Raw genomic sequence first — 18019 nt, forward strand, 5'->3', positions numbered from 1 at the left:
TGGTAACAGAGCCTTACAGGCGCATTTGAAAAACCTCCGGCTATGCCGGAGGATATTTATTTTAACAAATGTGGTTGGTCGTCAGGCTATGGCTATCAAATGTAAAGTTGTGTCTTTCTGGTGACTTACAGCCCATTGATGCTTGAAAATAGCAATAAGACCCATACGATGTGGGTAATCGCATAGTGCGTTTTGTTAAGTTGAGGTTAAAAGAAAATTATGATGCGAATCGCGCTCTTCCTGCTGACGAACCTGGCAGTGATGGTCGTATTCGGGCTGGTGCTGAGCCTGACGGGGATACAGTCGAGCAGTGTGCAAGGCCTGCTGATCATGGCGCTGCTGTTTGGTTTTGGGGGTTCCTTCATTTCGCTGCTGATGTCCAAATGGATGGCGTTGAAATCCGTTGGCGGTGAAGTCATTGAGCAACCACGTAATGAAAGAGAACGCTGGCTGATGAACACGGTCGCAACGCAGGCCCGCCAGGCGGGGATTGCTATGCCGCAGGTGGCTATTTACCATGCGCCAGACATCAATGCGTTTGCAACCGGTGCTCGTCGTGATGCGTCCTTGGTTGCTGTGAGCTCGGGTTTGCTGCAAAACATGAGTCCGGACGAAGCTGAAGCCGTTATTGCGCATGAGATCAGTCATATTGCGAATGGCGATATGGTGACGATGACCCTGATTCAGGGGGTAGTAAACACGTTTGTTATCTTTATCTCGCGTATTCTTGCGCAGGTCGCCGCAGGCTTTATGGGCGGTAACCGCGAAGAAGAAGGTGAGGGCGGTAATGGTAATCCGTTGATCTACTTCGCGGTTGCGACAGTGCTGGAGCTGGTGTTTGGTATCCTGGCGAGCATTATCACTATGTGGTTCTCTCGTCATCGTGAATTCCATGCTGATGCCGGTTCGGCGAAACTGGTCGGTCGCGAAAAAATGATTGCCGCGCTGCAGCGTCTGAAAACCAGCTATGAACCGCAGGAGGCCAGCAGCATGATGGCATTCTGTATCAACGGCAAATCGAAATCGCTGAGCGAATTGTTTATGACTCACCCACCGTTGGATAAGCGTATTGAAGCGTTGCGCAGTGGGGAATATCTGAAGTAACAGGGATGAGTATGCCGGTGAGCGGAATCTTCTCCCCGGCAAAACGTAAAACCTGACTGTATATTGAGCGCGTCTGATGACGCGCTTTTTTATGCACCCGTCCTGGGTTGTGTAATACGCAAACCACTCACAATGGCCGCCAGCGTGGCCATGATGCCCGCCACCATCAGCGCGATGTGCGTTCCGCCATCACCGAACAGGTTCAGCATGAGTGCTACCAGTGCGGCTCCCGAACTTTGCCCCAGTAAACGCGCCGTTCCCAGCATGCCACTCGCACCTCCGCTACGCTCGCGGGGGGCTGAGGTGATAATCGTATGGTTATTTGGCGACTGGAATAAACCGAAACCGGCGCCGCAAAGCATCATTGGCCAGATAATACGGATGTCAGAGGGGGAGGCCGGCAACAACACCAGGGAAAACAGACCTGCCGCCATTACCACCAATCCCAATGCGCCCAGCAGACCTGCGTGTACCTTTTCTATCAAATAACCCGCAAGCGGCGCCATTACCATGGTGGCCAACGGCCAGGGCGTTAACAACAGGCCGGTTTCCACTTCGCTTCGACCCAACACGGTTTGCAGGAAAAAGGGCAGCGACACCAGGGCGAGCATTTGCGCACAAAAGGAACAAATCGATGTACCAATCGAGAGGGAAAAGAGCGGGATCCGCAGCAAGTCTACTGGCAGTAAAGGGATCGGAAGTGAAAGTTGGCGGCGAATAAAGAAAAATCCGACAACAAGCATGATGCCTGCCTCGGCGCCAATCAACAGCAGTGACTGCCCCTGGGCGAATCCACTCAGGGCCGTGATCAGCAGTCCAAACGTTAAGGCGTTCATCACGGCACTCGGCAGATCAAAGCGCGGTTTCTTACTGCGCGATCCGTTGGGCGGCAAAAAGCGCATTGCCAATAGCAATGCCAGGATGCCTAACGGTACGTTAATCAGAAATAACCACTGCCAGGAGGCGAGCGAGAGGATGGCGGCAGCGATTGTGGGTCCTGCTGCTGAGGATACTGCGACGACGAATGAGTTAATGCCCATCCCACGGCCAAGATGGCGCTGGGGATAGATAAGGCGAATGAGCGCAGTGTTGACACTCATCAGCGCTGCGCCGCCAAACCCCTGTATGACGCGAGCCATCGTTAGCATTTGCAATGAGTCAGACAACGCACAAAACAGGGATGCCAGCAGGAAAATAACTAACCCGCATTTGTAGATACGTCGATAACCAAACATATCCCCCAAAAATGACAGAGAGAGCAGGGATACCACGATGGCTATCTGGTAGGCGTTAACCACCCAGATTGAACTGGCGGGTGAAGCCTGAAGATCGGCGGCTATCGTTGGGAGTGCAACGTTAGCGATAGCACCGTCGAGAACGGCCATCGAAATACCAATAACGATGGTCAGAATGGCACCGTACCGTTGAGGAGCGGGCAATCCATCTGTCTGGCATTTTTCCATATGAATTCAAAGTCTTTCGGGATTATGATCAGAGTAATTATTTTAGCATTGATATTCAGGCTTATGTCGCAGATTTATCACTAAGTCAGCAAAGATGGATTGCGGCCAATGTAACGTGAAATTATAATAAAAAATTGTTCTGATTTTTATAAAACACTCGCAATGAGGTGATAAATGGCTATTACAGATCTGGATAAACAACCTGATTCTGTTTCTTCTGTGCTGAAGGTGTTTGGCATTTTACAGGCGCTGGGGGAAGAGCGCGAAATTGGTATTACCGAGTTGTCGCAACGCGTCATGATGTCGAAAAGCACCGTTTATCGCTTTTTGCAGACCATGAAAACGCTGGGATATGTGGCTCAGGAAGGCGAATCAGAAAAATATTCTCTGACTCTGAAACTGTTTGAATTAGGCGCACGCGCTTTACAGAATGTTGATTTAATCCGCAGTGCTGATATTCAGATGCGTGAGCTATCGCGTCTGACGAAAGAGACAGTACACCTCGGTGCGCTGGACGAAGACAGTATCGTTTACATTCACAAAATAGATTCTATGTACAATCTGCGTATGTACTCGCGGGTTGGACGTCGTAACCCGCTCTACAGCACCGCGATTGGTAAAGTGCTTTTAGCCTGGCGCGATCATGAAGAAGTTAAACAGATTATGGAAGGGGTTGAGTATAAACGCAGCACTGACCGTACTATAACTTCTACTGATGAATTACTGACATTGCTGGATAAAGTCCGTGAACAGGGTTATGGCGAAGATAACGAAGAGCAGGAAGAAGGTTTACGCTGCATTGGCGTACCGGTATTCGATCGCTTTGGGGTTGTCATTGCGGGTCTGAGTATCTCCTTCCCGACGCTGCGTTTCTCAGAAGAGCGTTTGCACGAGTATGTAGCAATGCTACACACGGCGGCACGTAAGATCTCCGAACAAATGGGCTATAACGACTACCCGTTCTGAGTAGCGTTCGCTTCCTGATATTAAAAAGCCAGACGGCACAGACTGCTGACTGGCTTTTTAACCAGGGCGTAACCGTATATCGCCAGGATAGTTCAATATTAGATAAGTACATATTAGCAGGGCTTAATATGATGTACGGAACAATAAATAAGGCATAACAGGGTTATGCCTTGGGGAAATACTCGACAAACAGATTTATCAATTATCAACGACAACTGTACTTTTTCGCAATACAGGACAATCTGTCAGACCAATAATACCGCTATTAGTGTGAATATACTGTGCAGTGCTGGTGCCGCGGGCGGTCAGATAGTGGCATTGCAGGCCCAGACCTGCTGCATTCTCCTGACTCCCAATCAAAATTCCATAACCGCTGAGTAGTAAACCTATCCATACCAGAGCAAGCAAGACAATCGCGCGAATGAGCAAACGCATTACAACCTCTTTTCTTATTTCGTTATAATAAGAGTAGCCTCTACATCTGTTGACACAAGTGAATGATTCCTAAAAATACGTAATGCCACTACAGTTAGCCCCGGTTTAGGTAACGCATGATAATTTAGAGTCATAAGATGTAGATTCGGAGAACTGAGTGAAAAAGTTTCGGTGGGTATTCCTGATTATTGGCGTGCTGGTCTGCCTATTGCTTTGGGCGCAGGTGTTCAACATCATGTGTGATCAGGATGTACAATTTTTCAGCGGTATTTGCGCAATCAACAAATTTATTCCCTGGTAAACGCATTTTTACAACAGGTGATTACCTTCTCGTGTAGCAGTGCTAAAATGTACCGTCTACATTGAGGTGGTAAAATGAACGAAGTTTTGAACTCAGGCGCGCTAACTTTCGCGTCTTTAATGGTATCGGTGGTGGTTCTGGTTGTTGGACTTGCCTTGTGGTTTTTCGTCAATCGCGCAAGCTCGCGCACCAATGAGCAGATTGAACTGCTCGAATCCTTGTTAGATCAGCAAAAACGTCAAAATGCGTTGTTGCGCCGTCTGTGTGAAGCAAATGAACCTGAAAAACCGGCTGAGGCGACTCCCGCAGCAAATGATCGCGAAGAGGACGATGATATCATCCGTCTGGTAGCGGAAAGGTAGTCGGATTGACAGGATGCGAGTTTGCCAGCACTGTCTGAGGCACGGCATCCTGTCATTTTTGATGCACCTTTTTGGTGCGAGTGCGCGTTTTGATTATCGTCTGCTGTCAGACCCCGGCACCGATAATATTTTATCGAACAATGAATATCTTATCCTTCTACGCATTAATTAACGTTATTCACTACAACTAAAATATGATTATTCTTTTTTTGTGATGACGATCGTTATTATCAATAACGAAACGTTTCTCTCCCTTTTGTTGTGCATTGTCATCGTATCTTCATTATTTTGGTGCACAACGTCGTCGGAGAGTTTTGGTTCATTAGTCCATTAAAAAATCAGTCATTCATATCTGTTTTTTTTCAATTGGTATGTTTTTGTTATGTGACAATTTATGCATTACAAAGCATAAAAAGTGATATCTGTCACTAGTGGCGATAAGTTGAGCAGTTCGCCTGGAACAACTGAATTTATTGAGCTATGGTAGAAAAGCGTCTGTCCTGAGCGCAGTTTGTCAGCCTGGACGCAGAGCGGCGAAAATATATCTTTAGCGGATTTAACGCATAACTGTGCAGTTGCACTTTGCCAACTTTCGGGATTTGTGCGACTGATCGAGACACGTTTAAAAATGGCTTGCCATATTTTACGTTGTATGTGATAACACGGCTTGGGTTAAACGAGGTGCAATTCTGTTTATGTGTGGCATTTTCAGTAAAGAAGTCCTGAGTAAAAACGTTGTCGTTGAATACCGCTTCTCTGCCGAACCTTATATTAGTGCCTCAAGCAGTAATGTCTCAGTTTCATCTATGTTATGCCTGCGGGCGAAGAAAACAATCTAAGGAATTTTGCAAATGGCAAAGATTAAAGGTCAAGTTAAGTGGTTCAACGAGTCCAAAGGTTTTGGTTTCATTACTCCGGCTGATGGCAGCAAAGACGTGTTTGTACACTTCTCCGCTATCCAGGGTAATGGCTTCAAAACTCTGGCTGAAGGCCAGAACGTTGAGTTCGAAATTCAGGACGGCCAGAAAGGTCCGGCTGCTGTTAACGTAACAGCTATCTGATCGAAACCACTGATTTGAAGCGTTCAGGCGCATCAACCTCAGATATAAAGCCTCGCAGATGCGGGGCTTTTTAATTCAACTTGCGTCAAAACATGTCTGAATGCCCCTCTGTTTGTGCTTTGTTGCAAAACCGCGAAGTTCGTAGCATTGTTTTTCCCGATTTTCGTCACTATTTTTCGTTAAATCAATCACCTGAAAAGTGAGTTTGCTGGAGAGCAGGTGAAAAAGAAAAGCGACGGCGCAATGGCTAATGTTCCCCCTGTGCGTTTCGCGCTGCTGTGTGCGGCAATACTGACAAGTATGGGGTTATTACTTGGGCGCCTTGCGTGGTTACAAATTGTCACGCCGACGAACCTGGTCAGGCAAGAGGACATGCGCTCTCTACGTGAAGTCACCACGGTCTCGCCACGCGGTATGATTACTGACCGGGAAGGGCGTCCGTTAGCCGTCAGTGTGCCAGTGAATGCGGTCTGGGCTGATCCTAAAACCATCATCAGCAAGGGCGGTGTGGAATATAACGAACGCTGGCAGGCCCTGGCGAGTACACTGCATCTGTCATTAAGTACGCTGGCAAAGCGGGTTAACAGCAATCCAGCGGGGCGATTTATCTATCTGGCGCGCCAGGTATCGCCACAACAAGCACAATGGATAGACAAACTTAACCTTGCGGGGATCAATCTGCGTGAAGAATCTCGTCGGTTTTATCCTGCCGGACATGTTGCGGCGAATCTGATTGGCTTTACCAATATTGACGGACAGGGTATTGAAGGGGTTGAGAAAAGTTTTAATGCGCAATTGACGGGGAAACCGGGCTCGCGTCTTGTGCGTAAAGACAAGTTCGGGCATGTGATTGAGAACATCACCGAAGTCACGCCGGTTCCGGCACATGAGTTGCGACTCAGCATTGATGAGCGTTTGCAGACCGTGACGGAAGATGCCTTAGACAATGCCGTCACCTGGAATAAAGCGGAGTCGGGCGCAGCGGTGCTGGTCAGTGTGGCTACCGGCGAAATCCTCGCGATGGCCAGCTTCCCGGATTTTAACCCAAACAATCGTGAAGGGGCCGTGCTGGACGATTTTCGCAATCGCGCCATTAGCGACACCTTCGAACCTGGCTCAACCGTCAAACCGTTGGTCATTATGACGGCGTTAAAGCAGGGTATTGTGCAGCCAGACAGCGTTGTCGACACGCATCCGTTTAATCTTGATGGTCATCGTATTCGGGACGTGGGCTTCTACCCTGAACTCTCTCTAACCGGTATTTTGCAAAAATCGAGTGATACAGGGGTTTCGCATCTTTCACTCGCGATGCCGGTTAAGCAATTGCTGGATACCTATAAAAACTTCGGATTCGGTACGCCGACAGGACTGGGATTAACAGGGGAGAGTCACGGTTTACTGCCCCAACGACGCTACTGGAGCGATCTCGATCGGGCAACATTCGCCTTCGGTTATGGTCTGATGGTGACGCCGCTGCAGTTGGCGCATGTTTACGCGACGATTGGCAGCTTTGGTATTTATCGGCCTCTCTCTATTACCCGTATCGATCCCCCAGTGATTGGCACCCGGGTGATGTCTGAAAATCTGGTCCATAAAGTTGAACATATGATGGAGAGCGTCGCGTTGCCCGGAGGCGGGGGAACCAAAGCGGCGGTGAGAGATTATCGCGTTGCGGTGAAAACCGGCACGGCGAAAAAAATAGGCGATGATGGAAAGTACGTCGACAAATATGTGGCCTATACGGCAGGCGTCGCCCCGGCGAGTGACCCACAATTTGCGCTGGTGGTGGTGATCAACGAACCGCAAAATGGCGCTTATTATGGCGGGGCGGTTTCGGCTCCGGTCTTTAGCCAAATTATGGGGGACGTCCTACGCCTTGAAAACGTCAAGCCTGACGGTATGCCCGCTGATTCTGACCATTTGCTTGTGATGCACGGCAGCCGCGTTCTGACGCCTGTACTCTAAGAGAGCCAGGGTGGCTGGCCTACAAGCCGGCATCAGGGTGTTAGCGCGCATTCTCCCGTAACGTGAATTATGGAGAGTATATTTTCCCAGGGCGCAATTCGCGTTACACTTGCGCCCCGAAGTCATCAGCCGGAGTTGTCATGTCGTTTTCCTGTCCTCTTTGCCACCACCCTCTTGCGCAAGTAAAAAACAGCTTTATCTGTCCGCAACGACATCAGTTTGATGTGGCGAAAGAAGGATATGTCAACTTACTGCCGGTACAGCATAAACGCTCGCGCGACCCTGGTGATAGTGCGGAAATGATGCAAGCGCGACGGGCGTTTCTTGACGCCGGGCATTACCAGCCGCTACGTGACGCTATCGTCACTATTCTTAGTGAACGTTTGAGTCCCCATGCGACTGCGGTTCTCGATATTGGCTGCGGCGAAGGGTATTACACACATGCGTTTGCCGATGCACAGCCAGGAATTACCGTGTTTGGCCTGGATGTGGCAAAAGTGGCGATTAAGTCTGCGGCGAAGCGTTATCCGCAGGTGACGTTCTGCGTTGCCTCAAGTCACCGTCTGCCATTTGCGGATACGTCAATGGATGCCATTATCAGGATATACGCGCCGTGCAAAGCAGAAGAGTTAGCCAGAGTCGTCAAGCCCGGAGGGTGGGTTCTCACCGCCACGCCGGGGCCACGCCATTTAATGGAACTCAAAGGGCTGATTTATGATGAGATTCGGCTGCACGCTCCACACACGGAGCAGATCGACGGTTTTACGTTACAGCAGAGCGTGGCGTTGAACTATCCGATGCGTCTTCATGGCAGTGAGGCCGTGGCATTACTACAGATGACGCCTTTTGCATGGCGGGCGAAACCCGAGGTATGGGACGCGCTGTCCGCCAAAGACGTGTTTGACTGCCAGACCGATTTCAGTCTTCACCTCTGGCAGCGCGACAGTTAGCCGTAAAAATGGGCCCAGAGGATCTGGGCGCCAATGCCAATCAGCACGATCCCGCCTAAAATTTCCGCGCGTTTGCCCAGCATCGGGCCAATGAATCGGCCAATCATCATTCCCAGCGTTGACATAATCAGCGTCGCGCAACCAATGGCCAGCGCAGTGGCGATAATATTCACCTGCAGGAAGGCTAAACCGACCCCAACGGCCATGGCATCCAGACTGGTGGCAATAGCCGTTGTCACTAACAGCCAAAAGCTGTGACGGCGCAGAGGCTCTGCATCTTCGTCATCGTTATCACGAAAGCCTTCAATGATCATACGCCCGCCTAAGAAAATCAGCAGCAGGAAGGCAATCCAGTGGTTCCATTCGAGAACGAATTTGCTCGCCAGCATCCCCATGCCCCAGCCAATCAGTGGGGTAAGCGTTTCGACGGCGCCAAAAATCAGGCCGGTGCGCAGAGCTTCGGAGAATTTGGGTTTATGCAGGGTGGCGCCTTTACCAATCGACGCAGCGAAGGCGTCCATCGACATGCCAAAAGCGAGAAGAATTGTAGCGGTAAAATGCATGACAGCGTCCTGACCGGGGTTTCCATAAAACACATCACCGCCCCCAGCAAATATGCCCCGTGGTGCTCATCTGTTCTCACAGGATTCGCATTCTGGATGGCATAGCAGTTGATGTGCATATGGTCTCGCCTGACTGAAAGCAATCAGTCCGTACGTGCCACGTTTTGCAACGAGTATGTTGACACGTACATTTCCGGAGTCTGGAAATCGGCTACTCCCCAAATGACGGCGCAACCTTAACATATTTTGAGAATATAAAACAACAAAGAGGAAATACTATTTGACCTCTAATTGAAAACGATTTTCATTTAGATTTAAATATCAATAAAAGGTTAAAGAGAATAATAATTTTAGCTATTAAAATATAGCCTGAGCTATATTTATCGCTGGCTGATATAGCAGGATATAGTTCAGGCTATATTATTAACTTATTGAGAGGAAACGAGAAGTTTGTATATCCTTTCCAGGTCGTCTATATTTCGTACGCGGACCAGTAATCGGCGCTGCTCTAATTGCATGACCAGCACGCCATCCTCGGATAAATTCATTTCTTTAATCCGGTTATATTCTATCCACGCATTGGCGAAGAAGAAGCCTTTTGGCTTGAAGATAATTTTGGGCACCCGGATCCAGAACAGATACAACCCCATTAATACCAGACCACATAATAACCATGTGGTGGTTTGTGGCCCGTGGCTGGTGGTGTTGTTATAGATAAGAATGAGAACCAGACCAATAAAGATAACACTGTCCACACGACTGCGACGCAACAGGGGAATAGACAGCAGGGTGGAGCCGTGACGGCGGGGCATGATGAACTGATCGTAAATGGCAAATGCCAGCAACACGGCAATAAAGAGAACCAGCACCAGGTCCGTGATTGTCATGAATCCTCCAAATAAAAACCGGGGGCAGGCCCCCGGTAAAGTACAACGTTATTACAGACCCAACAGACCTACAGAGTAACCCGCGATACCGATGATAAAGAATCCAACGATGATCCACAGTGGGTTGACTTTCTTACGCAACAGCCACATACAGGCAAAGGTCAGCAGCAACGGAACCAGACCCGGCATCAGCTGGTCAAGGATAGTTTGTACCGTCGTGACACGTGTCTGACCATCCTGACCAGTAATGGTGGAAACCACCAGCGGGATGTTGACGTGCGTCCATTTGTTAACCAATGCCCCCATGACAAACAGGCCGAGAATGGATGCCCCCTCAGTCAGTTTTTGCAGGAAGCCGCCGCCCATATCTTTAACGATATCGACACCTTTACGGTAACCGTAGGCCACGCCGTAGTAACGGGTTGCCAGACGTACCAGGTTGAACAGAATGAAGAACAGCAGTGGACCCAGCAGGCTACCGCTCATCGCGATACCGGCACCCAGTGCGGCAAACACCGGACGAACAGTACCCCAGAAGATCGGGTCACCGACGCCCGCCAACGGTCCCATCAGACCGACTTTGATCCCGTTGATGGCACCATCGTCAATCTCCGCGCCGTTAGCACGTTGTTCTTCCATCGCCAGCGTAACGCCCAGTACAGGAGCCGCAACGTAAGGATGGGTGTTAAAGAACTCCAGGTGACGTTTAATCGCTTGTTTGCGCGCGTCGTTGTTCTCAGGATACAAACGACGGATGGCCGGTATCATAGAGAAGCAGAAGCCCAGCGCCTGCATACGTTCGAAGTTCCATGAACCCTGAAACAGGTTAGAACGAATGAATACGCCACGAATGTCACTCTGAGTGAGTTTTTTCTCGGTAGTTGTTTTAGTCATATCAACCATTTCGCTCACCTGCTAGTCCAGTTCATTATCGAGGGAGTTATCACCAGCAGCCTGAGCTGGCGCACCCGCTACGCGGTTATATTTCGGGCTCAACTGAATGTAGAGGATGGCCATGACTGCGCCAATCACACCCAGCGCGACCAGGTTGAAGTTAGTAAATGCTGCGGTCACAAAGCCGAGGTAGAAGAACGGCATCAGGTAGCCCGCGCGCATCATGTTGATGACCATTGCATAACCGACGACGACGATCATACCGCCCGCAATGTTCAGACCACCGGTAACGACTTCCGGAATCGCATTCAGCATGCTCTGCACTTCGCTGGTCCCAACAGAGATAGCCACGATAACGGCCGGAATAGCGATACGCATTGCCTGCAGGAACAGGGAGGAGACGTGGATCCAGGAAAGCGCCGTGAGGTTGCCGTTTTCGGCCGCCTTATCCGCGGCGTGCTGGAATGCGACGGTGATAGTACGCACGATGATGGTCAAAACCTGGCCTGCCGCCGCCAGCGGGATAGCCAGCGCGATACCTGCCCCAATGCTTTGGTGGCCGGCGATAACCAGAACGGTTGAGATAATGGACGCCAGTGCGGCATCGGGTGCAACGGCGGCACCGATGTTCATCCAGCCCAGAGCGATCATTTCCAGGGTACCACCGATGATAATACCGGTTTTCATATCCCCGAGAACGGCACCGATCAGCGTACAGGCTATCAGCGGACGGTGGAACTGAAATTCATCAAGTACCGACTCCATACCCGCGATACATGCGACGATGAACACCAGCACAATCTGAAGAGTGGTAATCTCCATTGTACTTCTCCTATTGCTATACAGACTTAAGTGTGAAAGCTAATGAAACGCCGACGGATTACTTCGCCACTTTGGCGATCAAGTCCATCATTTTCAGTTTCTGATCGGTGGATACTTTACGAACTTCAAGTTCGATACCGCGTTCGTTGAGCTTTTTGAAGGCGGCGATATCTTTATCATCGACGGAAACCGCATTGTTAACCTGCGTTTTGCCCTGGCGGAAGGCCATACCGCCAATGTTCACGGAGGTGATTTTGACGCCACCTTCGACGATACGCTCCACATCAGTAGGATTGGTGAACAACAGCATGACGCGATTACCGGCGTATTTCGGGTTGTTGTAAACGCGAATCATCTTTTCGACATCGACAACATGTGCCGTTACGCCCGGAGGTGCGACTTGTGTTAACAGCGTTTTACGAACGTTATCCGCAGCCACTTCATCGCTTACCACGATAATACGGGTCACGTTCGTCTCTTTGGTCCAGCGCGTTGCCACCTGGCCGTGGATAAGACGGTCGTCAATACGGGCCAGACCGATAACCATATAATCATCAGGACCCATTGGTTTTGCCGGCGCGGCTGCTTTCGCTGCTGCAACCGGTGCGGCCACCGCTTTTTCAACCGGTTTTGCTTTCAGCGCTTTCACGCCTTCACGTCCGGTTTCTACCGCCAGAGCAACTAATTCGTCAAAGCTCGGATTGTCATCACGGGCCATAAACGTTTCCACCAGCATGGGAATGTTAACGCCTGCGACAACTTCATAATGCTCTTTGTCAACGACAATGCGGCTGGCAGCGTTAAACGGACTGCCTCCCCATGTATCGACGAGAAATAGCACGCCTTTACTGGTATCGAGTTTTGCCAACTGAGCGTTGTACTTTTCGATCAGCGTTTCGGCATTTTCGCCTGGAACGAAATCGATCCAGCCGACATTTTCCTGCTCGCCTAACAGCATTTCGGCTGTTTTAAGTAACTGCTCTGCAGCCCAACCATGTGTGCCTATAACAATAGCAATGGTCACTTGCTACCTCCTTTATTATCGTTAACACATCGACGCAAAGATGTAGTTTGAATCGCCGTCCGCAATCGAATCGATTCAGATAAGGGTTACAATAGAAAATTTGTGATTTTCGTGAATTATTTTAGATATCGAAAAAAATATTTTATGTGATGAAGATCCGTAATTTAGGTTTCGGTTACGAGAAATTTCGTGGAGTAAAATATCTCTGTCACATCTCTTTGCAAAGGACCGTAAATCTTTGCCAAAAAGATAGTGTCTCTGTTATGTTTATGATCTGTTTAATTTCTAAGGAGTATAGGGCAGTAGCCCGATGTATGGATCGTCACCGACGTCATTTCACCTTTAGGCCGCTTTGCGCCTGCCATTCTGGCAACGATTGCCACAACCTGAATTTGCACATTGCTTTATCGCCTGAGTTGTTCAGTGCGCCGTCTGGCTATTCCCTAAGCAGGAGCTTGTCATGGAATTCTTAATGGACCCCTCAATTTGGGTGGGGCTGCTCACGCTTGTCGTTCTCGAAATTGTTCTGGGTATTGATAACCTGGTCTTTATCGCGATTCTGGCTGACAAACTGCCACCAAAACAGCGAGATAAAGCACGTCTTATCGGTTTGTCACTGGCGCTGATCATGCGTCTTGCGTTGCTGTCTGTCATTTCGTGGATGGTGACCTTAACCAAACCGCTCTTTACCGTCTGGGATTTAACCTTCTCAGGGCGTGACCTGATCATGCTGCTGGGGGGGATATTCTTGCTGTTTAAAGCCACCACGGAGCTCCATGAACGGCTGGAAAATCGCGAACATGATTCCGGGCACGGTAAAGGCTATGCGAGTTTTTGGGTAGTGGTGACGCAAATTGTCATTCTGGATGCGGTCTTCTCGCTGGATGCGGTCATTACCGCGGTAGGGATGGTTAACCACCTGCCTGTGATGATGGCGGCGGTGGTCATTGCGATGGCAGTGATGCTGCTGGCCTCTAAACCGCTGACACGTTTCGTGAACCAACATCCGACGGTGGTCGTGCTGTGTCTGAGCTTCCTGCTGATGATTGGCTTGAGTCTGGTGGCTGAAGGTTTCGGTTTCCACATTCCGAAAGGTTATCTGTACGCGGCGATCGGCTTCTCCATTATTATTGAGTTGTTTAACCAAATTGCCCGACGTAATTTTATTCGCCATCAGTCGACGTTACCGCTGCGTGCGCGTACCGCTGATGCGATTCTGCGCTTAATGGGCGGAAAACGTCAGGCGAATGTGCAGAGTGAATCGGATATCCCGGCGGTGGTTCCCGTGCTGGAAGGCGCCTTTGCCGATGAAGAACGTTACATGATTAACGGTGTGCTGACGCTGGCGTCACGCTCGTTACGCGGCATTATGACGCCACGCGGTGAGATTAGCTGGGTTGATGCGAGTCTGAGCGTGGATGAAATCCGCGAGCAATTACTTTCCTCCCCGCACAGTTTGTTCCCGGTTTGTCGTGGCGAACTCGATGAAATTATCGGTATCGTCCGTGCGAAAGAACTGCTGGTTGCCCTGGAAGAGGGTGTTGATGTTGCGGCTATTGCCTCTGCATCACCGGCGATTGTGGTTCCGGAAACGCTGGACCCGATTAATCTGTTAGGCGTATTGCGTCGTGCTCGCGGTAGCTTTGTTATCGTCACCAACGAATTTGGCGTGGTGCAGGGGCTTGTCACTCCGCTGGATGTTCTGGAAGCGATTGCCGGTGAGTTCCCGGATGCGGATGAAACACCGGAAATTATTACCGACGCTGACGGTTGGTTGGTGAAAGGGGGAACCGATCTCCACGCTCTGCAACAGGCGCTTGCGGTCGATAATCTGGTGGACGAAGACGACGACATCGCCACGGTTGCGGGACTGGTCATCGCGGTAAATGGTCATATTCCGCGTGTGGGCGATGTGATTGACGTCGCGCCATTGAGCATTACGATCGTTGAAGCCAATGACTATCGGGTTGATCTGGTTCGTATTGTTAAAGAGCAACCCGCTCATGATGAAGATGAATAAACGGGGTTAACGAAACGGTATGGCGGGCATCATATGCCCGTTATGCTGGGCGGGCGGCGGTGAGCTACCCGCCAGCCACTGTGGAAAATCACGTAATGGCATTGGTTTCGCATACAGAAACCCTTGCAGTATATGTACGCCGTGTCGGCGAAGGTGCTGCGCCTGTGCTTGCGTTTCCACCCCTTCCGCCACCAGTTCGATATTCAACCGCTGTCCGAGGGCAATGATGATATCGGTCACGGTCGAATTCACCGCGTCGGTGCCGATAGCAGCGGTAAACGACTTATCGATCTTCAGAACATCTGGCCGCAGTTTTTCCAGCCACGACAGCGAGCTGTTTCCCGTCCCAAAATCATCAATCGCCAGTTTGACCCCTTTACGGTGAAGTTCGCGTACCATGCGATAATCCACATCAAGCAACGCATCCCGTTCAGTGAGTTCAAGAACGAGCTTCTGGATGGGCTGCGCTTTAAACCAGTAGTGGTTGAGATCTTTTAACAATACGCCATGACGAAAGTGACTGGCCGCCACATTGATACCGATGTGAAACTGACTGCTCATCGGAAAAAAATGCCGCTGGCGAACCGTCTCTTCAATCACGTAGCGGGTCAGTGGAGCAATCAAATGGTGATCTTCGGCGATCGGAATAAACACTTCCGGAGAGATCCAACCCTGTCGGGGATTATGCCAGCGCAGCAGAATTTCTACGCCAATACATTGCTGTGTACGGGCGTTCACTAATGGCTGACAAAACAGCTCAAACTCCCGCTCGGCCAGCGCAAGATTGATCTCCCAGGAAAAGCTCATTCTGTTGGCGGTAGCCAGCCACGTGAGATATCCCACCAACAGACTGAGCATCATGGCGAGCGGGAGCTGAGAAGGTAAATGCTTTAGCGCCAGTTCACCTGCTCCTGGACCGGTCGCACTAATGGTGAACGGAAAAGAGTGTGAGGAAAGCTGGTAGCGTTGTTCACCATTGAGAGGCGGTAACGTGTCGACGACCCCCCGGCCATACAGGAGGTGGCGATTGCCGACGGACAGACTCGCGCTGGTAATTTGCGGTTGTTCAGGTTCAAGAAGCATATCCGCCAGCAAATCGATGTTCACGATCACCAGTACCCCATCTTCACCACTGGATGATGATGGATACCACTGGGCAAGGATAGGGCTGCCCTTGATAAGGGAACGATCGATGGAGAGAAGCAGTAAAGGCTCTGGCGACGGAAGGTTGGCATGCAGTTCACTGACCGGCACATTGCGATAGCCAAAGATGCTGGAGCAGTACAACACGCCTCCCTCGACCAGACCAATGGAACGAACCGTTTGCAGTTTCGCCGCTTGTTTACGCAGCGCTAAATGGGTCACTGAGCAGGGCAGGCCAATCAATGGCAACATCACATCCCGCCCGGACTTGAGGGGACGCAGGACATCATCCAGTGCGTTAACCGCATGATTGGCGAACGACACGGTTCGATGATGATTAAAATTTCGCTCTGACATAAAACGGACACATAACGTCAGGATGAGCGTGGTCAGCGCACAAATTGTGCAAACAATGAAACGGTTACGACGGTAGTTTTTGATGATCCGTTGAGCTGTTTGCATACGAGCTGCCCGATAAGCCGTTGGCCACAAAAGCCAACCGCGACAGAGCAAGTGTAGTGGGGAAAATTACCGTAGACGAGGAAGAGGGGTAAAATTCGCCCATCCGTTGCAGATGGGCGAAGATCAAGTATTAGTCACACTGCACTTTAATGGCCAGACCGCCACGCGACGTTTCACGGTACTTCGCGTTCATATCTTTGCCCGTTTCGTACATGGTTTCGATGACTTTATCCAGTGAGACACGCGGTGCGCTGGTACGACGCATCGCCATACGCGCGGCGTTGATCGCTTTCACTGAGGCAATCGCGTTACGTTCAATACACGGCACTTGCACCTGACCTGCAACCGGATCGCAGGTTAAGCCCAGGTTGTGTTCCATACCGATTTCTGCCGCCACACAGACTTGCTCCGGGCTCGCCCCCAGCAGTTCCGCCAGACCGGCAGCGGCCATGGAACAGGCCACGCCGACTTCCCCCTGGCAACCGACTTCAGCACCAGAAATAGAAGCGTTCATTTTATACAGGGCACCGATAGCGCCAGCCGCCAGGAAATAACGGGTATAGATGTCCGGGCTGACTGACTCAATAAAATGATCATAATAGGCCAGCACCGCAGGGACGATGCCGCAGGCGCCGTTGGTTGGCGCTGTCACCACCCGGCCGCCCGCCGCGTTCTCTTCGTTCACGGCAAGGGCGAACATGTTCACCCAGTCGATAACGTTCATCGGATCGCTGGAGAGCTTATCGCTGGATACCAGCATCCGGCGTAGCGCAGACGCACGGCGCGGAACGCGCAGCGGCCCAGGCAGTATGCCTTCGGTATTCATGCCGCGATCGATACAGGCTTGCATGGTTTGCCAGACATTGGCGAAATACTCTTCAATCTCTTTTTTGCTATGCAGCGCCAGTTCGTTTTGCATCACCATGCCAGAAAGCGACAGGCCGGTGGTGTTGCAATATTCCAGCATCTCGGTGGCTGATTTGAACGGATAAGGCACACTCACATCACCCGTTGCGTCCTGACCAAAATGCTCCTCGTCAACGATAAAACCGCCGCCGATGGAGTAATACGTTTTGCTGTAGATGACGGTTTCACCGTTCCACGCGTGGATCTGCATTCCGTTCTCATGCAATGACAGATTGTCATTATGAAAACGCATCCCGTTATTGTGCGGGAAATCCACCTCATGCCGGCCCTGAGCCAGCAACAGACGTCCGCGCGTTTCAACGTCGCGGATAAAACCTGGGATGCTATCAATATCGACGGTGGCAGGTTCATTCCCCGCCAGACCCATAATAATGGCAATATCGGTGTGGTGACCTTTACCCGTTAATGACAGTGAGCCGTATACATCCACGGCAACACGGGTAACGCTTTCCAATAATCCTTTTTCGACCAGGTCATCGACGAACTGTTTACCCGCCTTCATAGGCCCTACAGTATGGGAGGATGAGGGACCAATCCCCACCTTAAACATGTCGAATAGACTAATCACGATAATACTCCTGACAGGGTAACTGGGGTTCCAGTAACGATGTAATAACTTTGCATAGTGTAAGAGGGAATAGGGCTATCAGCTTAACTATTCACATGAATT

Annotated in this window: 19 protein-coding genes; 10 read left to right on the plus strand and 9 right to left on the minus strand. The window is 50.4% G+C overall.

Annotated elements, in window-relative coordinates; all coding sequences use genetic code 11:
• Nucleotides 1–219 precede the first annotated feature (219 nt).
• Nucleotides 220–1104, plus strand: a complete 885-nt coding sequence (gene htpX / locus CJP72_RS04620) for a protease HtpX (protein WP_162379723.1) — start codon at nt 220–222, stop codon at nt 1102–1104.
• 89 nt (nt 1105–1193) lie between these two features.
• On the opposite strand, the gene CJP72_RS04625 is transcribed toward htpX, so the two are convergent.
• Nucleotides 1194–2567, minus strand: a complete 1374-nt coding sequence (locus CJP72_RS04625; protein ID WP_162379724.1) for an MFS transporter — start codon at nt 2565–2567, stop codon at nt 1194–1196.
• Nucleotides 2568–2741: 174 nt separating this feature from the next.
• Between CJP72_RS04625 and kdgR the strand changes: the two genes are divergently transcribed.
• On the plus strand, nt 2742–3533 hold the full coding sequence (gene kdgR, locus CJP72_RS04630) for a DNA-binding transcriptional regulator KdgR (RefSeq protein WP_162379725.1): 792 nt from the start codon (nt 2742–2744) through the stop codon (nt 3531–3533).
• Nucleotides 3534–3731: 198 nt separating this feature from the next.
• On the opposite strand, the gene CJP72_RS04635 is transcribed toward kdgR, so the two are convergent.
• Nucleotides 3732–3968 (minus strand): YobH family protein, encoded by a 237-nt coding sequence (locus tag CJP72_RS04635; RefSeq protein ID WP_162379726.1) that lies wholly within the window; start codon nt 3966–3968, stop codon nt 3732–3734.
• 157 nt (nt 3969–4125) lie between these two features.
• Between CJP72_RS04635 and mgrB the strand changes: the two genes are divergently transcribed.
• The 6 genes from mgrB (at nt 4126) to rlmA (ending at nt 8607) form a co-directional block, all read left to right on the plus strand.
• Nucleotides 4126–4269, plus strand: coding sequence for a PhoP/PhoQ regulator MgrB (gene mgrB, locus CJP72_RS04640; RefSeq protein ID WP_162379727.1), 144 nt, complete (start codon nt 4126–4128; stop codon nt 4267–4269).
• 74 nt (nt 4270–4343) lie between these two features.
• Nucleotides 4344–4631 carry a YebO family protein gene (locus CJP72_RS04645; RefSeq protein ID WP_162379728.1) on the plus strand — a complete coding sequence of 96 codons (288 nt, stop codon included), beginning with the start codon at nt 4344–4346 and terminating at the stop codon, nt 4629–4631.
• A gap of 695 nt (nt 4632–5326) precedes the next feature.
• On the plus strand, nt 5327–5470 hold the full coding sequence (locus CJP72_RS04650) for a DUF2627 domain-containing protein (protein WP_162379729.1): 144 nt from the start codon (nt 5327–5329) through the stop codon (nt 5468–5470).
• Nucleotides 5471–5482: 12 nt separating this feature from the next.
• Nucleotides 5483–5692, plus strand: a complete 210-nt coding sequence (gene cspE / locus CJP72_RS04655; RefSeq protein ID WP_001062678.1) for a transcription antiterminator/RNA stability regulator CspE — start codon at nt 5483–5485, stop codon at nt 5690–5692.
• Between the two features lie 219 nt (nt 5693–5911).
• Nucleotides 5912–7657, plus strand: a complete 1746-nt coding sequence (gene ftsI, locus CJP72_RS04660) for a peptidoglycan glycosyltransferase FtsI (protein ID WP_162379730.1) — start codon at nt 5912–5914, stop codon at nt 7655–7657.
• Between the two features lie 140 nt (nt 7658–7797).
• Nucleotides 7798–8607 (plus strand): 23S rRNA (guanine(745)-N(1))-methyltransferase, encoded by an 810-nt coding sequence (rlmA, locus tag CJP72_RS04665; protein ID WP_162379731.1) that lies wholly within the window; start codon nt 7798–7800, stop codon nt 8605–8607.
• Here the strand turns inward: rlmA and mntP are convergent.
• The 5 genes from mntP to manX form a co-directional block, all read right to left on the minus strand.
• Nucleotides 8604–9170, minus strand: a complete 567-nt coding sequence (gene mntP, locus CJP72_RS04670) for a manganese efflux pump MntP (protein ID WP_162379732.1) — start codon at nt 9168–9170, stop codon at nt 8604–8606. The two genes, rlmA and mntP, sit on opposite strands and share 4 nt — an antisense overlap.
• 428 nt (nt 9171–9598) lie before the next feature.
• Nucleotides 9599–10057, minus strand: a complete 459-nt coding sequence (locus CJP72_RS04675) for a DUF986 family protein (protein WP_162379733.1) — start codon at nt 10055–10057, stop codon at nt 9599–9601.
• 51 nt (nt 10058–10108) lie between these two features.
• Nucleotides 10109–10960: a PTS mannose transporter subunit IID gene (locus tag CJP72_RS04680; RefSeq protein ID WP_162379734.1), complete on the minus strand. Its 852-nt coding sequence runs from the start codon at nt 10958–10960 to the stop codon at nt 10109–10111.
• Nucleotides 10961–10972: 12 nt separating this feature from the next.
• Nucleotides 10973–11773, minus strand: coding sequence for a PTS mannose transporter subunit IIC (gene manY, locus CJP72_RS04685; RefSeq protein ID WP_162379735.1), 801 nt, complete (start codon nt 11771–11773; stop codon nt 10973–10975).
• A gap of 58 nt (nt 11774–11831) precedes the next feature.
• Nucleotides 11832–12797, minus strand: coding sequence for a PTS mannose transporter subunit IIAB (manX, locus tag CJP72_RS04690; protein ID WP_162379736.1), 966 nt, complete (start codon nt 12795–12797; stop codon nt 11832–11834).
• A gap of 314 nt (nt 12798–13111) precedes the next feature.
• Between manX and CJP72_RS26255 the strand changes: the two genes are divergently transcribed.
• Both CJP72_RS26255 and yoaE read left to right on the plus strand, forming a co-directional pair.
• Nucleotides 13112–13270 (plus strand): protein YoaL, encoded by a 159-nt coding sequence (locus CJP72_RS26255; protein WP_446714964.1) that lies wholly within the window; start codon nt 13112–13114, stop codon nt 13268–13270.
• Nucleotides 13258–14817, plus strand: a complete 1560-nt coding sequence (yoaE, locus tag CJP72_RS04695) for a CNNM family cation transport protein YoaE (RefSeq protein ID WP_162379737.1) — start codon at nt 13258–13260, stop codon at nt 14815–14817. Before CJP72_RS26255 ends, yoaE begins: the two co-directional genes overlap by 13 nt.
• 6 nt (nt 14818–14823) lie before the next feature.
• Here the strand turns inward: yoaE and CJP72_RS04700 are convergent, their stop codons facing one another.
• Nucleotides 14824–16422: an EAL domain-containing protein gene (locus CJP72_RS04700; RefSeq protein WP_162379738.1), complete on the minus strand. Its 1599-nt coding sequence runs from the start codon at nt 16420–16422 to the stop codon at nt 14824–14826.
• A gap of 130 nt (nt 16423–16552) precedes the next feature.
• A complete protein-coding gene (gene sdaA, locus CJP72_RS04705; RefSeq protein ID WP_162379739.1) occupies nt 16553–17917 on the minus strand; it encodes an L-serine ammonia-lyase in 1365 nt (454 codons plus the stop codon).
• Between the last annotated feature and the right edge of the window lie 102 nt (nt 17918–18019).

The sequence above is a fragment of the Citrobacter sp. NCU1 genome, from assembly GCF_010231475.1.
In the GTDB taxonomy this organism is placed as follows: Bacteria; Pseudomonadota; Gammaproteobacteria; order Enterobacterales; family Enterobacteriaceae; genus Citrobacter_D.